The organism is Thalassovita mediterranea (assembly GCF_001458435.1).
GTDB classification, from domain to species: domain Bacteria; phylum Pseudomonadota; class Alphaproteobacteria; order Rhodobacterales; family Rhodobacteraceae; genus Thalassobius; species Thalassobius mediterraneus.
On the sequence record NZ_CYSF01000017.1, the window covers coordinates 64,035 to 86,691 of the forward strand.

Below are 22,657 nucleotides of genomic sequence, written 5' to 3' on the forward strand. Positions count from 1 at the left end.
GGCGTCTTTGTTTTTGCCTCTTGGGCCAGTGCTTGCCCCAACGGGGCAGCTCGCCTAGTAAAGGCAGGACCGTAATTGGACGAAACAGGCAAAGGGGCTGGACCATTGCGCATTCTGGTAACAAATGATGATGGCATCAACGCACCGGGTCTAGCCGTGCTGGAGGCGATTGCCGCTGAACTGGCTGGTCCCGAGGGCGAGGTTTGGACCGTTGCCCCCGCCTTTGAGCAATCGGGCGTTGGGCACTGCATCAGCTACACCCACCCAATGATGATCGCACAACTGGGCGAACGTCGCTTTGCCGCTGAGGGCAGCCCAGCCGACTGTGTGCTGGCAGGGCTGCACCATGTGATGAAAGACGCGCGTCCTGACCTGATCCTGTCGGGTGTCAACCGCGGCAACAACTCGGCTGAAAACGCGCTCTACTCCGGCACGCTGGGCGGCGCGATGGAGGGGGCGCTGCAAGGTCTGCCCGCCATCGCCCTGAGCCAATATCTGGGCCCAAAGAACTACACCGCCGACAATCAATTCGAAGCCGCCGCGGTACATGCGGTGCCGTTGCTGCGTCAGCTACTGGATCAGATGCCTGAGGGCGAAGAGGACTACCGTCTGTTTTTCAACGTGAACTTCCCCCCCTGCCCCGCTGCCGATGTCAAAGGCGTGCGCGTCGCGCCGCAGGGATACCGTCGCGGTCCGGGGTTTGCGGTAGAACCCCACACCTCCCCCACTGGGCGCCAATACCTTTGGGTGCGCGGCGGTGATCAGCGGCGCCCGGTGGCAGCCGGCACCGATGCGGCGGTGAACCTTGATGAATATATCTCCGTTACGCCGATGCGCGCGGATCTGACCGCCTATGATGCACTGGCCGATTTCAAGGCACTGGAACGGGGCGAATGAACGACGACGCAGACGATCCAGCCACCCGAAAGATGCAGTTCCTCTTTGCGCTGCGGTCCAAAGGTGTGACCGATCAGCGGGTGCTGGGCGCGATGGAGAAGATCGACCGCGGCTTGTTCATCACCGGCCTGTTTTCCGGCCGCGCCTATGAGGATATGCCACTGCCCATTGCCTGCGGCCAAACAATCAGCCAACCCTCGGTGGTTGGGCTGATGACGCAGGCGTTGCAGCTCTCTTCGCGCGACAAGGTGTTGGAGGTGGGCACAGGGTCTGGATATCAGGCAGCCGTTCTTAGCCAATTGGCCCGTCGGGTCTACACTGTGGATCGGCATCGTCGACTGGTCGGCGAAGCGCGCGATCGTTTTGAAACCCTTGATCTGGCGAATGTAACCAGCATCTTGGGCGACGGCAGCTTTGGTCTGCCGGATCAGGCACCGTTTGATCGCATTCTGTTGACCGCCGCCGCCGAAGATCCGCCGCCGCCGCTCTTGGCGCAACTCAAAGTTGGCGGTATCATGGTGTTACCCGTCGGCCAATCGGATCATGTCCAGAGCCTGATCCGTGTCACCCGCCTCGAAACGGGATTTGATTATGAAGAATTGATGCCAGTGCGTTTTGTTCCACTGGTTGAAGGTCTGGGCCGAGAGGCCTAAATAAGCGAAAACATGCGCAACCAGCGGGGCAAGACGGTAAAAAACTGCCCAAAGGTCATAAAACCGCCTAAGGCAACGTCCGACACAGCGAAACGGCCCAGCCCGCGCGTGCTATGATGAAGACACCAAAGTGACAATGGCCAACCCCGACCAACAGGGGCAGCCAGAGGCAGCGCCAGACATGGCACCCGAGAAGGCAGAGGAACCAGAGATGCCCACACTTCGCCCGTTCACACGGCCCCAGCTGACCCTCCTTGGCGGTGCATTCCTGCTGGCAGCCTGTTCGCAACCGCTGGATTTTGACCTGCGTGGCAACTTCAACGAAGCGTTCAACACCGCCGATGCCGCCCAGAACATCACCGCCGATCGCCCGCGCCCCGATCAACGCGGCATCATCTCTTATCCCAACTATCAGGTGGCTGTGGCGCGCCGTGGCGACACGGTCAGCGATGTGGCCCAGCGCATTGGCGTGAATGCGCAGGATCTGGCCCGTCACAACGGATTGGAAACTTCCTCGCTGCTGCGTCCGGACGAGGTGCTGGCCCTGCCCCGTCGCGTATCAGAAACCGCAGGCGGTCCGATCCAGCCGCCTTCGGGTGTAGACATCGCCGCCCTTGCAGGTAGCGCGATCGATAATGCGTCGCCTCAGGGCGTGCAGACCTCTACCCTTGATCCGGTGCAACCTGCCGACAACAAAGATGCCAAGGCCGTTCTGCCCGGCGCGGATGCGCCGCAAACCGGCGTCGAACCTTTGCAACACCGCGTGGCGCGCGGCGAAACAGTATATACCATTTCCCGCCTCTACGGTGTCAGCGTGAAGTCGCTGGCCGAATGGAACGGTCTGGGCCCTGATTTTGCAATCCGCGAAGGCCAGTTCCTGCTGGTCCCCACCGCCTCAACCAGCGAAATCAAACCGCGCAACGCCGCGGCTTCGGGCAGCGTTCCAGGTCAGGGCACACCAACACCGACACCACCGTCTGCGTCAAAGCCATTGCCACGGGAAAAAACTGCAACCGCTGCACAGGCCCAATCGCAGCAAACGCAGGCCGCTCAGAAACGCGCACCCGATCTTGGGAAAACGCAATCGGCATCCTCTTCGCGGATGGGTTTTCCGGTAAACGGTTCGATCATTCGTGAATACAGCAAGGGCAAAAACGAAGGCATCGACATCTCTGCCGCGCCCGGCACGGCGATCAAGGCGGCCGCAAATGGCACCGTCGCCGCCATCACCGCCAGCGCCGACAAGGTGCCGATTGTTGTGGTGAAGCACCCCGACAATCTGCTGAGCGTCTACGCCAATGTTTCTGGCATCACCGTTAGCAAAGGCGACAGCGTCAAACGCGGCCAAACCATTGCCAAGATCCGGTCAGGTGAAAGCAACTACGTACATTTTGAGGTGCGTAAGGGGTTCAACAGTGTCGACCCGATGCCCTACCTGAACTGATCAACCGCCAACCCAATGCTCGAAAAGCCGCCCCGAACTGGGCGGCTTTTCTGTTATCTGATCAGGCGGCTTTGGCTGCATAACTGCCCAACAGCGTGCAATGCTCAACCCCCTCTTCCATCGCCTCTGGATCAAACACCATGTGGCTGAAATACTGCCCCACCGCCTCTGAACCTTCGGCCTGCTCCATCACCGCATCCGCATGGGCGCGGCTTTCCCACAGCACGACGTCTAAGAAACTACCGTCCCCCTTGCGCACCAGATCACGGCGCAAAAACCCCGGCTGGTGATCCAGAAAAGCGGTTTGAAAATGTGTTGAGGCCGCCAGCAGATCCGCTTCTGTGCTGCCTTCTGCCAAGGTGATCGAAGCCAGCTCCAATACAGAATGTGTCATGTGTCTTTCCTTCTTTCAGTAACAATGTCCAAGTGACAGGGGCCACTAAATCAGCAAAGGTGTCAGAATATGGCATATTTGATCCTAGGCTTAGTGCATGAAAATTCGATCCCGACTGGACCGGCTTGACCGACTGGAAAGCTGGCTGAAATCAGATGACACCCTGCTGCTCAGCGATGCGGCGGAGGAACTGGGCGTGTCCCTGCGCACCATTCACCGTGATCTGGACCTGCTGCGCGATCGCGGTGTGCCGATAGAAAGCGATCGCGGACGTGGGGGTGGCGTGCGTGTATCACGCGGCTGGGGAATTGGGCGCATTTCCCTCACCCGGATGGAGGCGCTGGATCTGCTGGTTGGAATTGCACTCAATGATATTGCTGCACCGCACCTGCGCATGGGGCGTAGCAGGACGATCCAGCGCAAGATCCTCTCTAGCTTCTCAGCGCAGGATCAGCAGCGGATCCGCGAAATGCGCCAACGCATTCGGATCGGCGGGCGCGCTTCGGCCGAGATGGAGCAATCGCTACAGGATGCGTCTGATCAGGTGGGCGATGCGATCAAAGAGGGATTTGCGCTGGGGAAGGTGCTGTCCCTCACCTATCGCGATCGCGAAGGGGCACAGACCGCACGACTGTTTGAGCCGCATTTCCTCGTGCTTAATCAACCTGTTTGGTACGCGGTCGGTTGGGACCATCTGCGCGATGCGCCACGTACCCTGCGCACAGACCGGATGCAGGACGCGCGCGTGACCGACGACAGTTTTACCCCCCGCCCATGGGATGACTTCGCGGCCACCCAAGACGGCAATCCAACCCGCGAGGCGTAAGTTCTACCCTCAAGGGTAGGCGCGGGCCAATGTCTGCTCGGCGCGGGCGATCACCTCGGCGTCGGATAATCCCGCCAGATCACGCGCGGGCTGCGCCCCGTTGAAGGCCATGATCACTGGCTCCCCCAGATAAGGGTAGAGGTTGAGCCACTGGTTAAACTGCCCCTGCGGCAGGCCGTTTTCAGGTGTGGCAATCCAGGTGACATCACGGTCCCAGAACACATGGTCATAGCGCAGATAGACCTTGTCCAGCACGCCCATACCCAACACCTCAATCGCGTGTTGCTTCGCACGCGGCAGCGGTGGGGTGAAGGCAATCCGCCCCTTTTTCAATACGCCCAGCGGCACGGTGACGACCACGGCGTCGAAGCTCTGCTGCCTGCCTTGCGTATTCGTGACCTGCACCACGTCGCCACCATAATCAATCGCACTCACAACGCGGCTCAGCTGCAGGTTCATGTCTGGGGTTAACACGTCAAACAGCTGCGCATAACCCTTTGGAAACACCACATCATCGCCGTCATAATCCAGATCCCGCCAATAGGCCAAGGCGTTGATCTCACTCAGATCCGCGCCTGCATCATGTTGGATTGATAGAACATTTTGCAACCAAAGTGGTACTTCGTCATCTGGGATCGCACGCCCACCGGCGCCGCGGGTGATATAGCTGTCCGTTGTGACAACGGTTTCTGCCCCAACCTCCGCCGCCAGTTCCATCAGCGGGTTGCCATCACGCCCATGCACCCAGCTGGCCCCTAGATCCAACGGCAGGCCCAACCGCTGTTCGGTCCAAATCCGGCCACCAATGCGATCGCGCGCCTCAAGCACCGTGACATCATCACCTTCGCGCGTCAGCAGCTCAGCCGCTGCCAAGCCGCTGATCCCTGCCCCGATAATGCCGACCGCCCGTCTGCGCGATGTGGCCCCGGACTGAGCGGCAACCGCGCGCGCGGCAAAGACACCGCTTTCATAGGCCGCATGTACAGTGCTGTTATAATTCGGGTGCGTCGCCTCGCCAGCAAAGAAAAGCCGCCCATCAACCGTTTCCGCCAACTGCTTGTGATCGCGCCGCCACGCGCCCTGAGCCAGAAAAGAATAGGACCCATAGCTATATGGATCGCGTGACCAATTGGTGCGCAGATAGCCGGTGGCGGTCCGTCCTTGCTGTCCGGTAGCAGCCAATGGAGTGAAGCCGGCAGCCAGCGCTGCGAGGGAAGATGCCAAAAACCGTCTGCGATCCAACTTCTTCACCTCAGCAATGCAAAAAGAACTCTTTCAACAACTTAACCCGCTTTCGTGCATCCGGCCAAGTGTCACTATCGGCGAGGTTTCGGGCAAGAAAAAAGCCCCCGAAAATCGGAGGCTTTCCATCGTTTCTATCGCGATAAAGCTTAGCCCGCGCGGCGTTCGTCGAAGCTGAGCGCGATAAAGCTGGGCAGATGATCGCCCATGCCAACAACAGTGTTGCGGCCACCTTTGTGATGATGCTTACCACCACGGTTGCCACGCTCGTTGCGCCCGTCATTGCGGTTGTCATTACGGCCTTCGTTGCGGTTCTCTTGACGACCCTCGGCGCGGGCTTCGTTGCGATCTTCGCGACGATCATCACGGCGGTCCTGACGGTCCTCATTGCGGCGACGGCCACGGCCCTTGGGCTTCTCTTCAGACACCGCTTCAACGGGGGCTTCGGCCTGCGCCTCGGGCGCGGCCTCTTCGACCTTGTCCTTACGGCGGCGGGTCGGTTTCACATCCTTGATCGGGTTGTCCAGACGCGGGATTTCCTGTTTCACCAGCGCCTCAACATCGGCGAGGTTCTTTTCATCACGCGGCACACACAGGGTGATTGCAGTGCCTTCGCGACCTGCACGACCGGTCCGGCCGATGCGGTGCACGTAATCCTCGGCATGGCCGGGAACGTCAAAGTTGAACACGTGGCTTACGCTGGGAATATCCAGACCACGGGCGGCCACGTCGGAGGCGACGAGGAATTTCAACTTGCCATCGCGGTAGGCTTCCAGCGTTTTCATCCGTTGGCTCTGGTCCAGATCGCCGTGGATCGCTGCGGCGTCATAACCATATTTGCGCATCGACTTGGCGGTGATGTCCACGTCCGTCTTGCGGTTACAGAAGATGATGGCGTTGGTCAGCTTCTCACCTTCGGCGTCGATCAGCGCGCGCAGCAGACGGCGTTTTTCGCTGCCTTCGCGGTCCTTGCGGCTGGCTTTGAACATCACCACGCTCTGGGTGATGGTTTCCGAGGTGGTGGCCTGACGGGCAATCTCAATCCGTTCGGGCGCGGAGAGGAACGTGTTGGTGATCCGCTCAATCTCGGGCGCCATGGTGGCGGAGAAGAACAGCGTCTGGCGTGTAAACGGCGTCAGCGAGAAGATGCGTTCGATGTCGGGGATGAACCCCATATCGAGCATCCGGTCCGCTTCGTCCACAACCATGATCTGCACACCTGTCAGTAGCAGCTTGCCGCGCTCAAAATGGTCCAGCAGACGGCCGGGGGTGGCGATCAGAACGTCAACACCACGGTCGATCAGCGCCTCTTGCTCCTTGAAGGAAACGCCACCGATCAGCAGCGCTTTGGTCAGCTTCAGGTGTTTGGTGTAGGTGTCGAAGTTTTCGGCAACCTGCGCGGCCAGTTCGCGCGTCGGGCACAGAACCAGCGAGCGTGGCATGCGTGCGCGGGCACGGCCACGCGCCAGAAGCGAGATCATCGGCAGGGTGAAGCTGGCGGTTTTGCCGGTGCCGGTCTGGGCAATCCCCAGAACATCGCGCCCTTCCAAGGCGGGGGGAATCGCCCCAGCCTGAATAGGGGTCGGGCTTTCATAGCCGGCCTCTTCTACAGCCTTCAAAACCTTCGGAGCGAGCTTCAGATCACTAAATTTTGTCATACGTATCCGTTTTTTACGGACACAACGGGCCCGCAGCAGCGTCAGTGGATCGGCCCTTATGGCACAGCGACAATGCGTCGCTTGATCCGTTGTGTGGCGGGGTTTAGCGCAAAGCCCGCCTTGGGTCAATGAAAGCGCGTTTTTACCTGATGTTACGGGTCGGGCTGTGTCCCGCCTGCCCGTTTGGCCAGTCACGTTAGGAATTAGCTAGGATCAGTAGTCGGGGAAATGGCGTCTGCGTTTGGCGTCCAGATCCAGATCGGCGGTCATATGCAGCCCCTTCGCGCTGAGCCGCGCAATCAAATCCGGATCGGCCGCGCAGACCGTATCATAGAACCGCCGCAGCGCTGCCTCGCCCCCGTCGGCATAGATGCCTGAGAGAAGATCGTGCAGGCTAACGCCCCCCTCTTCCACCGGTTTGTTAGGGCGCAATTCACTGCGGTAACTGCCCTTGTCCAAGCGGAAGTGAAAGGCGGTGTAAAAGTGATCCCAACTGCCCGCATGACAATGTAGCAACCTAAGGTCAGGCAGTTCCTGTTGCTGCGGGTTCATATCCTCACCGATCCAGACGTTATGGATCTGCACCTTCATCCCCTCAACGCCGGTGCGATAGAACATTTTTCCCGCCACATGGCTGAGGAACCCACCGTTTAGGTGGGTGCCGTAATCTGGATAGATCTCTTCTGTCTCGGCACGACGCTGGGCAGCGGGGATCGACATCCCCTTGAAATCGTGCTGAGGACCGCCATCCAAGGGCGCCAGCGCCTCCCACGGGCGTATGCGGGCGCATTGGCAATCATCGGACAGGCCAGTCAGAACATCCGCGACCGTATGTTTATCCTGCGCAACCGTGGGCCAGAGGAATTCGTCGACATCAATGTGGGTCAGCCAATCCACCTGCCCCGTGGCGCGGCGATAGACGTGTTTGGCGTTTTCAAACTGGCGCGACTGGTGTTTTGCGCGCCGTTTGAACCCACGCTTTTGCCAATAGGCATCATCCGTGATCAGCGGCCGCACCTTGGGATGAGCGGACAGCAGATCAAACGCGGCGCGGTGATCGACGCTGTCGTCATCCAAATAAATAAACAGCCGATGCGCCCCAAGATCCAGATGATGGGCGCAGAAGTTCAGCACCTCCTCGACAGGGGCCTTAATCGTGGAAACGAGACCCCAAGTCTTGCGCCCGCTCATCCCAGATACACCTTTGCCTCATTGCCGAAAATGCGCACCATGCGCTCTGGCAAATGCAGCGGGTAGTCGATCAGCATATTATAGCGCGCCAACGCTGCGCGCTGTTCTGGCCCGCCGCCGTTCACTTCGTTGTAGAAATCGCGCAACCCATCTTCGCCGCCCTCTTCCAGCACCAGATCAATCACATCTCCCAGCTGCAACCGATCATTGTCCTCAGCCCGCTGATAAGACCCACGGGTCAGGCGAAACTCTAGCATTTTGCGGAACTGGGGCCAGCTGGCAGCATGGGCGTGACCGATATAACTGCCGGTCATATTGGTGATGTTTTCCACCTGCGCCGCCTGCCAGTGACAGGCGTGAATGCCAAAGCGCAACCCATCCAGACCAGTTCGCAAAAACAGCTTGCCCGAAATGTGGCCGATAAAGCCCCCGGGCAGATGGCTGCCCAGCGTTGAATAGATACGCCCCAGAACCTCGCGTTTATGGCCGGCGGCCAGATGGGTCAGCTTAAACGCCTCCCCACCATCTGGCCCGGGGGCTTCCAGTTGGTCAGCCGATTGCAGCATCAGGCCCAGATGATCCTCTGGCACCTCGGCCAGCATCTCTTCGATGGGTTTGCCGCCCTCGGGCAGCAAAAACTCATCCACGTCAACATGGCCCAACCAATCGCAGTCGGTGCTGTTATAGGCCTGTGTTGCCACCCAGACCTGCCGCATTCGGTGGGTTTTCATCCGCGGTTTTTTCTGCGCGTTCCAATAGCTGTCATCGCAGGTCACGACCGTCACCTTGGGGTGGCGTTGCAGAATTTCTGCCGCCTCAGGGTTTGGATCATCCAGATAGATATGCAGATGATGCGCCCCAAGGTCGAGGTGATAGGCCGCAAAGGCCAAAACATCACGCGGTGCAGCTTTGATCAGGGAAACGATACCCCAGCGGCGGGTGTCGTTCTGACCAGATCGACCTTCGGGCACTGGGGCGATGACCTTGCGCCTATCCGCTGGCACGGCGCGTTGCGGCTTGGCCTCTTTGCCTGCCTCCTGCCGCTGCTTGGCCTTACGGGCGCGCATGATGTGCAATCGACGAAACACGGTTTTATCGTCATCCACCAACAGCGTCAGCAACCGCTGCACCAAGGGCGCGATCACCGGATCCTCGCTGCCCTGCTGCCACAAACGGCCCAACATATTCACGTCGAGCCCACCGGCCCCGCCAACAGCAAAGGCATCCATTTCCATTGCCAAGGTCGGGCTAGAGCGTTTGCGCCACGGATGTGGCTGATCGGGCGTGACAGCGGCGAATAGGCGTTCTGTCTCATAAAGCTTCATCATGCCAAACAGCACCGACAGCGCATGGCCAACAGACCGCTGCACCTCATTCGCGCCATGATCACCAAAGGTGGTCGCCGCCGACACCAGCCAGCGCGCGTCGAGGTAATCCATCAGGTAATCAGCCTCTTCGACCCAAAGCCGTTGGAACAAGGCGGCAGTATGAGATGGCTGCGCGCGGCGACGCAGGTGGGCGATTAGCAAACCGTGTAAATGCAGTAGCGCAGAACGACCTGCAAACTCCTCTGCGAGCGCACGATATTTACGGGCGTATCCGCTGCGGCTGTCACCCATTTCCGGTGCCTCCGCCAGCATGTACTGCTGTTTCAATGCAGCAAAATCCGTTTCGAGCGGCGCCAGCGCCTCCCCCTCATGATAGGTGAAGGGATCACGCCGCCCCTCCATCTGTGCCAGAATGGCTGGAAAGCCGCCGGGATAGGTTGTTTTACGCTGCTCGCTCATGGGTGGCAGAATGCCGTGCGCCGGTCGATACCGCAAGCATCATTGCGCAGCGCTGGGATGCAACTGTGGCAGATAACCCGCTGAAAGAACGGGCAGGATCGGTTTTGGGGTCAGCACGTTCACCACCCCCATCGGACGCGTCACTGGCGGGGCGTAGCCGCCGGGACGATAAGGCAAAGCGCGATCGCCATGGATCAGCGCAGGTTGCCCGCCCGCCAGCTGTATGAACGCACCATCCGGCAGCGATGATGCCTCGGCCTTATGGCGGACCTGTTCGCGATCGCGGGTCACACGCGCCGCATGCAGGCACTTGTCCACCTCCGGCGTCAGAACGCTGCCTGCGAGACATTGATGCCCATCGTGCCACGCCTCCATAAACCGCGCCGCATCCGCACGGCGGCAATAGTGGCACGGTCGATGCCCAGCGGCCAATCCCACGGCTTCATCCAGAAAAAACAACGGCACCCAACCACGTTTGGGCTGCGGGCTTTGGTATTTGCCGCGCGGATGGGTCAACGTACAGATGATCCAATGGGGATGCGTCCAGCGCGAGGTTCCAAGAGATGCACCATCGAACCTTAGAATTCCGCGATTGCCGGTAAACATCCCGCGTTCGCTGGTTGCAACAATATCACCCGTGGGCAGAACTCTGTTTTGCAATGGCAAAGGAGGACGTCCTTTTCAACTTGCGGCGCATCAGCCACCGTTCCAAACGCCAGCGTAACATCTTGGCAGGTGCCCGGCTAGCGCGCCATTTCCACCACGGCCACCAGGGTTTACGCATCCCCGCATAATGATAGATCGCCGCGTCATCCGCTGCGCCCTGGGCCGCCAGATAGCGCTGATACATGCCTTCGGGAATATTGCCGGTCAAACGGTTCCAGCGCAGCGGCAAAAGCGTTTTTTCAGCACCATAGGTACGGTTTATGTGATCCTGATCCAGCAGCGGATATTGCGCGGCCTCTGCCACATTGCGCAACTGGGCATACCGCTCTTTGTCCGCGCGCATTGCGGCGCAATCAATCAACAGAACCCCGGTGTTGACGTAATGTGCGGGATCCCCCCAGGGCAGCGCGTTGTGAAATCCTGTAATGTCTTTCTGAGCGCGACGCAGATCGCGTGGCCTGATCACTTCGCCCAAGGCAGCACGATCCAACACATCGCTGTTCACTAGCTGGGGCAAATCGCGCGCTGCGGCGATCACATGCCCGAACATTTCCATCCGAAACAGCGGGCCCAGATCCTCCAACACCAGAATATCGGCATCCAGATAGAGAACGCGTTCTTCGATATAGTCCGGCAGGAAAATCCGTGCCAAAGATGTTGCAGTCAAATGCCCCGACGAAATCGCCATCAGGTCGTCACTACCCAGGCTAAAGGGCTGCACCCGCAACGTCGCCCGCGCAAAAAGCGAGGCGGTTTTTTCGATCAAGGCAATCTCGTCAGGTTTCAGATCCACCGCCAATAGCAGCACATCCGTCGTCCCGCCCCTGTGACGCAACAGCGAATGCAGGGTGACACACAGTTGTTCCACTAGCCCGCCGTCAATGGCAAAGGCGACTGTCATATGGTCTATAGAAAAATCTGGGATCGTCATGGAAATCTTCTTAAACACTCGTGAAACTACAAAAAACACCGCCCTGCGATCAACAAAGCGGTGATTAACTAGGCCTTAACTGGGACACATATTGGCAATTCCGCTCAATACTCAGTCAAAAGACACTGCGGTTGCGCGGGTCATGACCGCCGCCTGCCACGTTTCCGGATCACGCACTGCCTGCACATCACCGCGCAGGGTGATCTTGCGGCTGGCGTCAAAACCGGGGATCGGATCGGCCAGCGTAACCTGCAAGGTCGCGCCATGATCGCCGCTGCCGCACAGCGGGCACAGGCCCATGTCCGAGACCAAGAGCAGTTCCTGCACCATTTCACCGGGGATCATCGGCACCGCATAACCGGTGATCTGAACATCGCTCAGACCCTGATCAATTTCGGCGGGAAGGGATTTTTTCACCTCATAGGTGGTTTCGGTAATCACCTCTTCGATCTCAATCTGATCGAGCAGTTCCCAAACATCCACCTGCGCCAAGGCCTGCGGTGCAGTGAAGGTCATTGTGGTGGCGCCAAGCGCGCTCATCATCGCGACGGAATTGGTTTTCATGATGGCCCCCTATGCCCTCACTCATGTCTTGGACGGACTTTAGCCACAGCACCCCAGCTTCGCCAAGGGGTTTGTGGCAGAAGAAAAAGGTCAGGCGATTTCCCGCCCGACCTTATGAGTTTTGCAACGATGGCTTAAACCATCATCTCTTTCGTCGCCGACAGCGTGACATCGGGATAATCCCGTTCCACCCGATCAATGTCCCATTGCAGGCGGGTCAGGTAGACCACATCGCCGTCATGGTCATGCGCGATGTGCTGTTTGTTGGCGTTGACGAATTTATCAACCGCGTCCTTGTTACCATGCACCCAGCGGGCAGATGTGAACTGCGACTGATCAAAGCGGACCGGCAGCCCGTATTCCAGTTCAATCCGGCTGGCCAGAACCTCAAACTGCAGCGCACCCACAACGCCCACGACGAAGCCAGAGCCAAAACTGGGCTTGAACACCTTCGCAGCGCCCTCTTCGGCAAACTGCATCAGCGCCTTTTCAAGGTGCTTTGCCTTCATCGGATCGCCCGCGCGCACACCTTGCAGCAATTCCGGCGCAAACGACGGAATGCCGGTGACGCGCAGCGCCTCACCTTCGGTCAGGGTATCGCCAATGCGCAGCTGGCCGTGGTTGGGGATACCGATGATGTCACCGGCCCAAGCCTCCTCTGCCAGTTCGCGGTCAGAAGCAAGGAACAGCACAGGGTTCGAGATCGCCATCGGCTTTTTGGTACGCACATGGGTCAGTTTCATGCCACGTTTGAAATGGCCCGAGGCCATGCGCACAAAGGCCACGCGGTCACGGTGTTTCGGGTCCATGTTGGCCTGCACTTTGAATACAAAGCCTGCAACCTTTTTTTCGTCCGGTGCCACCTGACGGGGCTGCGCGGACTGTGGCTGCGGCTCGGGACCGTACTGCCCGATGCCGTTCATCAGTTCCTGCACCCCGAAAGAGTTGATCGCAGAACCGAACCAAATCGGGGTCATGTGCCCCTCTAGCACCGCTTGCGGGTCTAGGGCGGGCAGCAGTTCGCGCGCCATCTCCACCTCTTCGCGCAGTTGGTCGACCAGTTCAGCCGGCACATGCTGTTCAATCGCCGGATCGTCGAGGCCATTGATCGAAATCGACTCGGCCACTTTGTTACGATCGGCGCGGTCCATCAGTTCCAGACGGTCGTTCAGCAGATCGTAACAGCCGATGAAATCACGCCCCACCCCGATGGGCCAAGAGGCCGGGGTCACATCAATGGCCAGGTTTTCCTGAATCTCATCAATGATTTCGAACGTGTCGCGGCTTTCGCGGTCCATCTTGTTACAAAACGTCAGGATCGGCAGGTCACGCAGACGGCAGACCTCAAACAGTTTCTGCGTCTGGCTTTCCACACCCTTTGCGCCGTCAATCACCATCACCGCCGCATCCACGGCAGTCAGCGTGCGGTACGTATCCTCGGAAAAGTCCGAGTGGCCGGGCGTATCCACAAGGTTGAAGCGGAACTGGCCAAAATCGAACGACATGGCCGAGGCGCTGACAGAAATGCCGCGATCCTTTTCCATCTGCATGAAGTCGGAACGGGTACGGCGCGCCTCACCCTTGGCACGCACCTGCCCCGCCATCTGGATCGCACCGCCATAGAGCAGGAACTTCTCCGTCAGGGTGGTTTTACCGGCATCCGGGTGCGAGATGATCGCAAAGGTGCGACGACGCGCAATCTCGGGCGGCAGTTCGGGGCGGTTTGTAGCGTTATCCAACATGGGCGCGATATAGCGGGGCACGGAGGCTGTGGCAATAAGACTTAGGGCCTGTGACGCTTAGCCGGTCGAGGCCCGACGCAGCAGTTGGGTCACATCGCCGTCGGGCAGATCGATCTTCGCCAGAGAGAAGTCCAGATAGCTGCGGTCGCAGTGACGCAGGGTGCCCGTTTCCAGACGCTTGGCCAGATCATCCGGCAGCGCAGGCGAGGTGCGCAGGTCTGCCAACAGGGTTTCTGCAGCGATGCCTTCTGCGTAGATGATTTGGTGATCATCAAACAGCAGTTGGTAATATTCCACGAAGCCACCATCCAACTGCACCACAGTGCTACCATTGATCAGATCCCGTGCCTTGATCAGCACCTCGGCGCGACCAGCGCCCAGCTCATCGGTGCGCTGATACACAAACAGACGGTGTTCGGGGCTGACGATCAGATCATCCGCGTTGTGCATTGTGCCAGCGCGGATCAAAACGGGGGCGAATTCGCCCAGCGCCCGCACGGTGGATTGCCCCACCCAACGCAACACTTGTGGGCCATCATCACGGGTTAGCACGCGGTCGCCCACGCGCAACTCCTCCACCCGGCGTTGTTCGCCGGTGGCCATCGTGATGCGGGTGCCTGCGGTAAAGCTGACACAGGCCACTTCGGCCAGTTTGGTATGCGCGCTTTCTTTATCGACACCGACCAGCGTCAGCTCGGCCTTGGGCACCAACGGCGACAGAGGCAGCGCATACACTTCGACAACGTGGCCTTTGGGGTCCACTTCGACAAGGACGAGAATTTCTGTGGTACGTCCGTCCGGCGACATGAATGTCAGGCAACAATCCAGATGCAGTGCCCCGCCAGGTGTGCCCATATCCGTGTTTCCAGCAATACGAAACGCACCGCTGCGCCCCGGTACAACAGCCAGACGCGCAGACCGTGCGGCAACGCTAACCAGATAGGTATCATCCAGCACCAGTTCATCAGCAAAGGACAGCGGATCCCCCAGATTTGCCCCATGACTGACCTTCAACGCCGTGGAACGGTAGGCTGGCAGGCTGAATGTGGAATCGGGGGCGAAATCGTTCATGATCGTCACTTTATTACCTTCACTCACCGTCTAGGACGGTTAATTGGCGCTGATGCGCCGATACCTCACACGCCACGGTCACTGTGCAGCAAAAACGCGCAACTGCTGCAGGCGTTAACCGGATCGTCCTAAGCCTAAATACAGAATGCGGCAGAAATCGTCCAATCACGAGATGTTTTGGTGGCGATCCTCTGGCGATTTCCGATGCGCTGAATTCGTGCTGGCGATTGAAGGCCGATCCCGTCATAGTCCGTAACGGTCAACAGCGGCGCCATTTTATTGGCGCAAGGGAGAATTGGATATGGATCTCGGGATTTCTGGTAAACGTGCGCTGGTCTGCGCTTCGTCCAAAGGGCTGGGTCGGGGATGCGCCGAAGCACTGGCACAGGCTGGTGTCAATCTGGTGATGAACGCCCGCGGCAGCGATGCGCTGGAAGCAACAGCCGCAGACATTCGGGCCACCTATGGCGTCGAAGTAACCACCGTTGCCGCCGACGTGACGACCGCCGAAGGGCAAGCAAAAGTGCTGGAGGCCGCAGGTCAGGTTGACATTTTGGTCACCAACGCAGGTGGCCCGCCCCCGGGCATGTGGACCGATTGGGATCGTGATGATTTCATCAATGCGCTGGATGCCAACATGCTGGCCCCGATTGCGCTGATCAAGGCGCTGGTGCCCGGCATGATGGATCGCGGCTGGGGCCGTGTGGTCAACATCACCTCGGTTTCGGTCAAGGCACCGATTCCGGTTCTGGGCCTATCAAACGCCGCGCGCGCAGGCCTGACCGGCTATGTTGCAGGCACCGCCCGTCAGGTGGCTGGCAAAGGTGTGACCATCAACAACCTACTGCCCGGCATTCACGCCACCGATCGTGCCGTTGCACTGGACACAGGCGTTAGCCAACAGCAAGGCATTTCGATGGACGACGCCAAAGCCCAGCGCGCCGCCACTATCCCCGCTGGCCGCTACGGCACCGCGATGGAATTTGGCCAGACCTGCGCATTTATGTGTTCGCAGCACGCGGGCTTTATGGTTGGGCAAAACGTGCTGCTGGACGGCGGCGCCTCCAATCAGGTGATGTAACCCGATGGCAGAGGCGTTCTCCCTGAAAGATCAGTTGTTCAACGCCGAAAAGGTCGCCTATCTGGGCGGCCTTTTTGCCTCTGCTTGGGACGGGTTTGATCCGGGACGTTTTCAGAAAGATGTGATGGCAGAGCTGCCCGCGCTGGAACTGAAACAGCGCCAGCAATTGATCGGGCGCGTGCTTGGCGATCATCTGCCGCGCGATCTGCAGCGCTGTTTCGACATCATACAAACCGCCCTACCTGCGCCCTGTGATCCGGACCTTTCGGATGATGATTTTGGCGATTTCATCTTCGCACCCTTGGGCGATTTGATTGTCAGCCGCGGGCTCGACGCCCCAGCCGCCGCCCTGCCCCTGCTGGCCGAGGTGACAACGCGCTTTTCGATGGAATTTGCCCTGCGCCCCTTCCTCAACCACTGGCCGGAGGAGGTGTTTGCCGCCCTCGACACTTGGGTCACCGCCGACCACTATCACCTGCGCCGTCTGGTCAGCGAAGGCACCCGCCCGCGTCTGCCGTGGGGCGAAAAGGTGGCAATCGACCCGCTGCGCCCGCTGCCGTTGCTGGATCAACTACACAGTGATCCAACACGGTTTGTCACCCGATCTGTGGCCAACCACCTAAACGACCTGTCACGCATCCATCCGCAGGACATGATGAACCGGCTGGAAACATGGAAAACACAAGCCGCGCAGCATGAGAAAGAACTGTTCTGGCTGACCAAACACGCGCTGCGCACACTGGTGAAGGATGGCGACACGCGGGCTCTGGCGCAGCTTGGCTACCGTCAGGATGTGCCAATTGCGGCCACTCTCACCGCCTCTCCTGATCCCGTGCGTATTGGCGACGCGGTCACGCTGGACATTACACTGACCGCTGACAGCGCACTGCCGGTGCTGGTTGACTACGTAATGCACTTTGATCGCCCGAACGGCAAAACAGGGCGCAAGGTGCACAAACTGAAACAAACAGCGATCCGCGCGGGTGCGCCGCTACAATTGAGCAAAGCGCACAAACTGAAAGGCAATGCCAGCACCTTTACCCTGCATCCCGGGCCGCATCGGGTGGAACTACAGGTAAACGGCCGCATCCTGGCAGAGGCGCCGTTCGAACTGATCGCATAACGCAAACGCCGAAACCTTCGGCGGAATGTTCACCGCCAACCCACAATCGCGTGAACGACGCAACGCAGCGATTGCCCAGCATCGTGCATGTGCTTATCCATTTTGACGACAACGTATTTCCGGGGAAGACCAAGATGAAACATGAAAACGTCCAGGACTATTACGGCAAAGTTCTGCAAGGCAGCGACGACCTGCAAACAAACGCCTGCTGCACCCCCGATGAGATGCCGGAATACCTGAAAGACGTGCTGCGCAACGTGCATGATGAGGTGCTGATGCGCTACTACGGCTGCGGGCTGGTGATGCCTGACGGCCTAGAGGGCGCTCGCATCCTTGATCTGGGCTGTGGCGCGGGCCGTGACGTTTACGCGCTGGCGCAATTGGTTGGTCCGACCGGCTACGTTGTGGGTGTGGACATGACAGCCGAACAGCTAGCCGTGGCGCGCGAACATCAGGACTGGCACGCCGAAAAATTCGGCTATGCAAACGTCGAGTTTCACGAAGGCTACATTGAGAAACTGGATGAGCTGGGTCTGGAACCGGGCAGTTTTGACATCATCGTGTCGAACTGCGTGGTGAACCTATCCACCGACAAACAGGCGGTTCTGGATGGCGCCTATCACCTGCTGAAACCGGGTGGGGAAATGTATTTCTCTGACGTTTATGCTGATCGCCGCGTGCCAAAGGCGATGGCAGAAGATGAGGTGCTGTATGGCGAATGCCTGTCTGGTGCGCTCTACTGGAATGACTTCCTGACCATTGCCAAGAACGCTGGCTTTGAGGATCCGCGTCTGGTCACCCACCGCCCGTTGACCATCGAAAACCCGGTGCTGGAACAACGCGTTGCACCGCTGTCCTTCACCTCCTCCACCTACCGTCTGTTCAAGCTGGAGGGGTTGGAACCCGCCTGTGAGGATTACGGTCAAGCGGTGATCTACAAGGGCACCCTGCCCACCGCACCCCATGCGTTCAAACTGGATGATCACCACATCATCGAGGCGGGCAAGGTTTTCCCTGTCTGTGGCAACACATGGATGATGCTGGCCGATACGCGCTTTGCCGAACACTTCACCTTCATTGGGGATTTCTCCACCCACTACGGGATTTTTGAAGGTTGCGGCGGCGAAAGCCCCTTTAATGCCGACAACGGCAGCGACGCGGTCCCCTGCTGCTAAGCGTCGCGGGGGCCTGCAAGGTCCCTTGTCTGAAAGACGCACAGTTGTTAAGGGTCGGCAAAACCCGATGCTTTTAATCGGGAAGCCGACCCCATAACACCGGCGCACCCGCGCCGCCACGAGGAAATCCCGTGTCCGCGACCACCATTCCCCCAGTTACTGCCCCGCGTCTGGAAATCCGCAACATGGTGCGCGCCTTTGGGGGCACCCGTGTGGTGGATGACGTGTCGCTGAAGGTGATGCCGGGTCAGGTAACCTGCCTGCTAGGGCCATCCGGCTGTGGCAAATCCACCACCCTGCGCATGATCGCCGGCGTGGAAATGCAGGACAGTGGCGAAATTTACGTCGATGGCCAGCTGATCTGCGACACGGTGTTCCGCATTCCGCCAGAACGCCGCCATATCGGGCTGATGTTTCAGGATTTCGCCCTGTTTCCGCATCTGACCGTGGGGGACAATGTGGCCTTCGGCCTGTCTGGTTCCAAGGCGGAAAAGCGTGCGCGGGTAGAGGAACTGCTGGACAAAGTCGGCCTGCGCCGCTTCATCGACGGCTACCCTTACCTGTTGTCGGGCGGCGAACAGCAACGTGTGGCACTGGCCCGCGCCCTTGCGCCGCGCCCCAAGATCATGCTGATGGATGAACCCTTCTCGGGCCTAGACAACCGGCTGCGCGACGATATCCGCGATCAAACACTGGAACTGCTAAAGGCCGAGGATGCCGCCGTTCTGCTGGTCACGCACGAACCCGAAGAGGCGATGCGCATGGCCGACGAAATTGCCCTGATGCGGCGCGGCAAGATCGTGCAGCAAGGCGCGCCCTATAACATCTACAACGCCCCCAAGGACCGTCAGGCCGTCGCATTTTTCAGCGATATCAACGTGATCTGCGGTAAAGTTCAGGGCGCGCTGTGTGAAACACCCTTTGGTCAGTTTCTGGCGCCGGGTGTTGCAGATGGTGGTGAGGTGGACATCGTAATCCGCCCCCAGCACCTGAAAATCGAATTTGACCGCAACGGCAAAGGCCCCGAACCCACCCCACAAAACGGCGTTGCCGCCCGTGGCGAAGTTGTGCGCGCGCGCTTTATGGGATCGGAAAGTCTGGTGGAAATCCGCATGGATTATGACGGATCGGTGCTGAAGGCGACGGTGCCCAACGTCTTCTTGCCGCAGGTGGGCCGCCCGCTGTGGCTGATGTTCCGCCGCGATCGCTGTTTCGTATTCCCGCGCGAATCTGCCTGAGAGGGCAAATACCTCCGCATTATTGGGTAGACACCCCCCAAGAATTGCGTCCTCAGGTGCCGTAACGTCTAAAAATCGCCCCTATGCGCGCATTGGTCCTTCCAAGAACACATCGCAGCTATTAGATACAGTAGGTGAATTTCGACGGCGCCGTTCAGCGACGCGCCGTATTAAGGGAGAACACTCATGCTGAACAATATCGGCCTTCCCGGCCTTCTTCTGATCGCCGTTGTCGTTCTGGTACTTTTCGGCCGTGGCAAGATCAGCTCGCTGATGGGCGAAGTGGGCAAAGGCATCACCTCGTTCAAAAAAGGCGTCAACGAAGGCAAGGCAGAACTGGAAGATCAGGCAGCCGCAGCCAAAGACGTGACCCCGGAGTCCGACAAAGACAAGGTCTAAGCCATGTTCGATCTGGGCATGAGCGAACTGCTGATCATCGGCGTTGTGGCGTTGATTGTCGTAGGCCCCAAAGACCTGCCCGGGCTGTTCCGCTCGGTCGGGCAATTTGTGGGCAAAGCACGCGGTATGGCACGAGAGTTCAGCCGCGCAATGGAACAGGCTGCGGATGAGGCAGGCGTCAAGGACGTGAGCCAAACCCTGAAAGCGGCCAGCAATCCTGCGCAATTCGGCATGGACAAGGTCAAAGAGGCAACTGACAGCCTGACCGACTGGTCCCCATCCGAAGGCAGTGAGCCCCTATCCGAAGACCGCGCCGAAGCGGCCCGCAAGATCCAAGAGGCAACCGCCGCCAAGGAACAGGCCCGTCGCGACGCCGAAGCTGCCGCCGCCGCTGCAGAAGCCGCAGCGTCGGAAGCACCAGCCGCTGAAGAGCCTAAAGAAAAGGGCTAAGGAACCGCCATGAGCGACACGAAAGAGCTGGAAGATTCCAGCGCCCCGCTGATTGAGCATCTGGCCGAACTGCGCACCCGTCTGATCCGGTCTGTGCTGGCCTTTGTTGTCGGTATGGTGATCTGCTTTACCTTTGGCGGTCAGCTGCTGGATTTCCTGCTGCAACCGATCGAAAAGACGATGCGCGCGCTGGGGAACCCCAATCCGGTGATGCAATACACCGCGCCGCAGGAATACTTCTTTACCCTGATCCGCATCTCGATGGTGGGTGGTCTGGTGCTGTCCTTTCCGGTCATCGCCTACCAGCTGTGGCGCTTTGTGGCGCCGGGTCTGTATAAGAACGAAAAATCCGCCTTCCTGCCCTTCCTGATCGCATCGCCTGCCCTGTTCCTGCTGGGTGCGGCGTTTTCGCATTATGTGGTGATCCCACTGGCGATGGCGTTTTTCCTGGGCTTTGCGGATTTCCCGTCCTTCGTGTCTGCCATTCTGGTGGGTGAAGAGATTGAGGGGTCATTGGAAACCGCGCGTCAGGGCATCGACATCGTCTTTAACGGCAAGGTGAACGAAAGCCTCGACATCACGTTGAAGATGATCGTGGCCTTTGGTCTGTGTTTCCAGTTGCCTGTGCTGCTGACCCTGATGGGCAAGGCCGGTCTGGCTTCCGCCGCTGGTCTGCGCAACACGCGGAAATACGCGGTTGTTGGCATCTTGACTGTCGCCGCACTGGTGACCCCGCCGGATGTGACCACGCAGTTGATCCTCTTCACTGTGGTTTACGGCCTCTATGAGATTTCGATCTTCCTTGTGGCCCGCGTGGAAACCAAACGCGAAGCTCAGCTGCGCGCCGAAGGTTACTACGATGACGAAGAAGAAGCCTATGATGATGCGGAACTGGAAGCGTCTGAACAGGACACTGAAAATAAGTAAGTCGTTAGGGAATACCCCGTGAAAAAGACCGTTAAACGTATTGCAGAGGCGTTGGAGCGTATGGCTCCGGCGCCTCTTTCTGCACCTGACTTTGGCTCTGCCGATGCTTTTGTGTGGCATGTGGAGCCGGACCGTCTGGAACCGGTGGCCAAGGTAAACCGTGTGGACCTGTCGCTGCTGGTGGGTGTTGACCGCACCCGCGAAACGCTGCTGGCCAACACGCTGCAATTTGCCAAAGGGTTGCCTGCGAACAACGCCCTCCTCTGGGGGTCGCGTGGGATGGGCAAATCCTCCATCGTGAAGGCGATCCATGCCGAGGTTCTGCGTCAGGGGCATGACCTGAAAATCGTGGAGCTGCAGCGTGAGGATCTGCCAAGCGTGTCGCGGCTAATGAACCTGCTACGCACCTCTGATGCGCGGTTTCTGTTGTTCTGTGATGACCTGAGCTTTGGTCATGATGATCAGCACTATAAATCGCTGAAGGCTGTTCTGGACGGCGGTATCGAAGGGCGGCCTGAGAATGTGGTGTTCTATGCCACTTCCAACCGTCGTCACCTGATGCCACGCGATATGATTGAAAACGAACGCTCCAGCGCCATCAACCCCGCCGAGGCGGTGGAGGAAAAGGTGTCGCTGTCGGATCGTTTTGGTCTGTGGCTGGGCTTCCACCCCTGTTCGCAGGACGACTACCTCGACATGATCCGTGGCTACTGCAAGGCCTACGGGGTCGAGATTGACGAAGACACGCTTTGGGCAGAGGCCATCGAATGGCAGGCCACCCGTGGCGCGCGGTCGGGTCGCGTGGCCTGGCAGTATTTCACCGACCTCGCCGGGCGGCGTGGTGTGGCGATCAGCTAATTAAGGAACCGGGGGCCAAATCTGACACAGATTTGGCCTTCGCCTTTTCTGGCAACAGAAAAGGCGCATCTCAGAGAACACATCTATGCTCGATACAATTGTCGCTTTTTTATTTATTTTGATATTTTTCTACGCGGTCTATGCACTGTTCGCGCACATCGGTGACATGGCACGCAGACGCGGTCATAGTCCTTGGCCTTGGTGGATTATTTCTGTTCTTTGGTCACCCTTTGGATCCATAGCAATCTTGTGGCTGTTCTTTGAAATCAAGCCTAGTGATGGCTGGCGGCAGCTCCGCTAACAAAAAGGCGCCCCAAAGGGGCGCCTTTCTCATTCTTTC

Annotated in this window: 23 protein-coding genes; 13 read left to right on the top strand and 10 right to left on the bottom strand. The window is 58.9% G+C overall.

The annotated features are described in order from the left end of the window. Nucleotides 1–105: 105 nt before the first annotated feature. The 3 genes from surE to TM5383_RS13925 all read left to right on the top strand — a co-directional run bounded on the left by surE (nt 106) and on the right by TM5383_RS13925 (nt 2,994). Nucleotides 106–897, top strand: a complete 792-nt coding sequence (gene surE, locus TM5383_RS13915; RefSeq protein ID WP_058319857.1) for a 5'/3'-nucleotidase SurE — start codon at nt 106–108, stop codon at nt 895–897. Continuing rightward, a complete protein-coding gene (locus tag TM5383_RS13920; protein ID WP_058319659.1) occupies nt 894–1,550 on the top strand; it encodes a protein-L-isoaspartate(D-aspartate) O-methyltransferase in 657 nt (218 codons plus the stop codon). Before surE ends, TM5383_RS13920 begins: the two co-directional genes overlap by 4 nt. A gap of 136 nt (nt 1,551–1,686) precedes the next feature. Next, nucleotides 1,687–2,994, top strand: a complete 1,308-nt coding sequence (locus TM5383_RS13925; RefSeq protein WP_306345461.1) for a LysM peptidoglycan-binding domain-containing protein — start codon at nt 1,687–1,689, stop codon at nt 2,992–2,994. Nucleotides 2,995–3,055: 61 nt separating this feature from the next. Here TM5383_RS13925 and TM5383_RS13930 read toward each other — a convergent pair whose 3' ends face one another. Next, nucleotides 3,056–3,388, bottom strand: coding sequence for an antibiotic biosynthesis monooxygenase (locus tag TM5383_RS13930; protein ID WP_058319660.1), 333 nt, complete (start codon nt 3,386–3,388; stop codon nt 3,056–3,058). A gap of 97 nt (nt 3,389–3,485) precedes the next feature. Here TM5383_RS13930 and TM5383_RS13935 point away from each other — a divergent pair, with 97 nt between their 5' ends. Further along, nucleotides 3,486–4,214 carry a helix-turn-helix transcriptional regulator gene (locus tag TM5383_RS13935; protein ID WP_058319661.1) on the top strand — a complete coding sequence of 243 codons (729 nt, stop codon included), beginning with the start codon at nt 3,486–3,488 and terminating at the stop codon, nt 4,212–4,214. 9 nt (nt 4,215–4,223) lie between these two features. Here the strand turns inward: TM5383_RS13935 and TM5383_RS17105 are convergent, their stop codons facing one another. The 9 genes from TM5383_RS17105 to TM5383_RS13980 form a co-directional block, all read right to left on the bottom strand. Beyond that, nucleotides 4,224–5,465, bottom strand: coding sequence for a flavin monoamine oxidase family protein (locus tag TM5383_RS17105; protein ID WP_082645496.1), 1,242 nt, complete (start codon nt 5,463–5,465; stop codon nt 4,224–4,226). Nucleotides 5,466–5,605: 140 nt separating this feature from the next. Further along, on the bottom strand, nt 5,606–7,114 hold the full coding sequence (locus TM5383_RS13945; RefSeq protein WP_058319663.1) for a DEAD/DEAH box helicase: 1,509 nt from the start codon (nt 7,112–7,114) through the stop codon (nt 5,606–5,608). 213 nt (nt 7,115–7,327) lie between these two features. Beyond that, nucleotides 7,328–8,305 carry a glycosyltransferase family 2 protein gene (locus tag TM5383_RS13950; RefSeq protein WP_058319664.1) on the bottom strand — a complete coding sequence of 326 codons (978 nt, stop codon included), beginning with the start codon at nt 8,303–8,305 and terminating at the stop codon, nt 7,328–7,330. Next, nucleotides 8,302–10,092, bottom strand: coding sequence for a glycosyltransferase family 2 protein (locus TM5383_RS13955; protein WP_058319665.1), 1,791 nt, complete (start codon nt 10,090–10,092; stop codon nt 8,302–8,304). Before TM5383_RS13955 ends, TM5383_RS13950 begins: the two co-directional genes overlap by 4 nt. A gap of 39 nt (nt 10,093–10,131) precedes the next feature. Further along, nucleotides 10,132–10,608, bottom strand: a complete 477-nt coding sequence (locus TM5383_RS13960) for a hypothetical protein (RefSeq protein ID WP_058319666.1) — start codon at nt 10,606–10,608, stop codon at nt 10,132–10,134. 115 nt (nt 10,609–10,723) lie between these two features. Further along, complete coding sequence (locus TM5383_RS13965; protein WP_058319667.1) at nt 10,724–11,689, bottom strand: glycosyltransferase family 8 protein; 966 nt, start codon at nt 11,687–11,689, stop codon at nt 10,724–10,726. A 111-nt stretch (nt 11,690–11,800) separates the two neighbouring features. After that, nucleotides 11,801–12,253 (bottom strand): hypothetical protein, encoded by a 453-nt coding sequence (locus TM5383_RS13970; protein ID WP_076400047.1) that lies wholly within the window; start codon nt 12,251–12,253, stop codon nt 11,801–11,803. A gap of 134 nt (nt 12,254–12,387) precedes the next feature. Further along, complete coding sequence (locus tag TM5383_RS13975; protein WP_058319860.1) at nt 12,388–13,995, bottom strand: peptide chain release factor 3; 1,608 nt, start codon at nt 13,993–13,995, stop codon at nt 12,388–12,390. A gap of 57 nt (nt 13,996–14,052) precedes the next feature. Beyond that, the gene (locus tag TM5383_RS13980) at nt 14,053–15,066 is read right to left on the bottom strand and encodes a Hint domain-containing protein (RefSeq protein ID WP_058319861.1); all 1,014 of its coding nucleotides are present in this window, start codon (nt 15,064–15,066) and stop codon (nt 14,053–14,055) included. 301 nt (nt 15,067–15,367) lie between these two features. On the opposite strand from TM5383_RS13980, the gene TM5383_RS13985 reads away from it, so the two are divergent. From TM5383_RS13985 to TM5383_RS14025, 9 genes are all read left to right on the top strand, one after another. After that, the gene (locus tag TM5383_RS13985; protein WP_058319668.1) at nt 15,368–16,147 is read left to right on the top strand and encodes an SDR family oxidoreductase; all 780 of its coding nucleotides are present in this window, start codon (nt 15,368–15,370) and stop codon (nt 16,145–16,147) included. A gap of 4 nt (nt 16,148–16,151) precedes the next feature. Beyond that, nucleotides 16,152–17,270, top strand: a complete 1,119-nt coding sequence (locus TM5383_RS13990) for a YhaZ family DNA alkylation repair protein (RefSeq protein WP_058319669.1) — start codon at nt 16,152–16,154, stop codon at nt 17,268–17,270. Nucleotides 17,271–17,404: 134 nt separating this feature from the next. Then, the gene (locus TM5383_RS13995) at nt 17,405–18,445 is read left to right on the top strand and encodes a methyltransferase domain-containing protein (RefSeq protein WP_058319862.1); all 1,041 of its coding nucleotides are present in this window, start codon (nt 17,405–17,407) and stop codon (nt 18,443–18,445) included. Nucleotides 18,446–18,630: 185 nt separating this feature from the next. Continuing rightward, nucleotides 18,631–19,683, top strand: a complete 1,053-nt coding sequence (locus TM5383_RS14000) for an ABC transporter ATP-binding protein (protein WP_082645504.1) — start codon at nt 18,631–18,633, stop codon at nt 19,681–19,683. A 186-nt stretch (nt 19,684–19,869) separates the two neighbouring features. Beyond that, complete coding sequence (locus TM5383_RS14005) at nt 19,870–20,082, top strand: twin-arginine translocase TatA/TatE family subunit (protein WP_058319671.1); 213 nt, start codon at nt 19,870–19,872, stop codon at nt 20,080–20,082. A gap of 3 nt (nt 20,083–20,085) precedes the next feature. Beyond that, nucleotides 20,086–20,532, top strand: a complete 447-nt coding sequence (gene tatB / locus TM5383_RS14010; RefSeq protein ID WP_058319672.1) for a Sec-independent protein translocase protein TatB — start codon at nt 20,086–20,088, stop codon at nt 20,530–20,532. Between the two features lie 9 nt (nt 20,533–20,541). Then, nucleotides 20,542–21,459: a twin-arginine translocase subunit TatC gene (gene tatC, locus TM5383_RS14015; protein ID WP_058319673.1), complete on the top strand. Its 918-nt coding sequence runs from the start codon at nt 20,542–20,544 to the stop codon at nt 21,457–21,459. 60 nt (nt 21,460–21,519) lie between these two features. Next, nucleotides 21,520–22,317 carry an ATP-binding protein gene (locus TM5383_RS14020; protein ID WP_058319863.1) on the top strand — a complete coding sequence of 266 codons (798 nt, stop codon included), beginning with the start codon at nt 21,520–21,522 and terminating at the stop codon, nt 22,315–22,317. An 85-nt stretch (nt 22,318–22,402) separates the two neighbouring features. Beyond that, complete coding sequence (locus TM5383_RS14025) at nt 22,403–22,618, top strand: hypothetical protein (RefSeq protein WP_058319674.1); 216 nt, start codon at nt 22,403–22,405, stop codon at nt 22,616–22,618. The last annotated feature ends 39 nt before the right edge of the window (nt 22,619–22,657 follow it).